This window comes from Adonisia turfae CCMR0081 (genome assembly GCF_011009555.1).
In the GTDB taxonomy this organism is placed as follows: Bacteria; Cyanobacteriota; Cyanobacteriia; order Phormidesmidales; family Phormidesmidaceae; genus Leptothoe; species Leptothoe turfae.
Genome location: NZ_QXHD01000008.1, coordinates 1 through 1,256, shown reverse-complemented (window position 1 = coordinate 1,256; position 1,256 = coordinate 1). Strand labels below are relative to the sequence as shown.

The 1,256-nt window shown below is 47.6% G+C and carries 1 protein-coding gene; it reads left to right on the top strand.

The window, feature by feature from the left end; all coding sequences use genetic code 11:
- The first annotated feature begins 78 nt into the window (after positions 1 to 78).
- A complete protein-coding gene (locus DXZ20_RS36995) occupies positions 79 to 1,119 on the top strand; it encodes an IS5 family transposase (RefSeq protein ID WP_163696094.1) in 1,041 nt (346 codons plus the stop codon).
- Positions 1,120 to 1,256: the final 137 nt, after the last annotated feature.

Here is a 1,256-nt window from a genome sequence, read left to right as displayed (position 1 = left end):
GGGCACCTCGATTAATTCAAAAATAGAGTCTCAATATGAGATCATGGTTACGGATTAGGGTTGACAGGGAGACTTCTGATGGGACAACAAGGATTTTGGGATTTTGAGATCCGTCATCAAAAGCTGGAATCAAAAAAAGACCTGTTGACCTGCCTGGACGAGCTGATTCCGTGGGATGAGTTTCGACCGCTGTTAGAAAGCGTGTATGTCAAATCCCGTAAGCGTAAAGCAGGTCGTCGCCCGATAGATGTCATCCTCATGTTTAAGTTGTTAATCCTGCAACAGCTCTACAACATTGGTGACGATGAGCTGGAATACCAAGTGAATGACCGGTTGTCATTTATGCGATTTCTACATCTGGGCCTGGAAGATGCGGTGCCAGACGCGAAAACGGTGTGGTCATTTCGGGAGCGCTTACGCCAGGCCGAGTTAGTGGAAGGACTATTTGAGCAGTTTGGGGCCTATCTGAAGGCAACGGGCTACCAAGCCCAATGTGGTCAAATCGTCGATGCCACCTTAGTGCCAGTGCCTAAACAACGGAATAGTCGAGACGATAATGCCGAGGTCAAAGCAGGCAAGGTGCCTGAGGATTGGCAGGACAAGCCTCATAAGCTATCCCAAAAGGATGTGGAGGCTCGTTGGACCAAAAAGAATGGCACGTCTCATTACGGGTATAAAAACCATATCAATCGGGATGCGGGGCATGGGTTTATTCGTCGGTATACGGTCACCGATGCCTCGGTTCATGATTCTCAGGTATTGGGTCAACTGCTAGATGCGGACAATTCTGATGATGAGATTTGGGCCGATAGCGCCTATCTCTCGATAGCGATTGTCACCGTGTTAGAGATGATGGGTTTTGAGAGCCATATTAACGAACGAGCCTATCGCAATCGCCCCCTAACAGAGGTGCAGATAGCGGACAATCGTGAGCGTTCAAAAACCCGGGCCAAGGTTGAACATGTATTTGGGTCGATGGTCAATGAGATGGGGGGCAAAGTTGTTCGCACCATTGGGTTAGCCAGGGCCAAAACCATGCTCGGCCTCAAAAACTTGACCTACAATCTCAAGCGGTATGTCTTCTGGCAAAAACAAGACATGGCTGAAGTATTTGCCTAAAGGATGGGATATTCAGCTCTAAAACGGACACAATGCATGGGGGGTGTTTATTTCATATTCTGATTTCCAGAAACAAGGCTGGATAACAGTCTTATTTGAGACTCGATTCCTCAAAAAATCAATAAATAGAGGTGCCC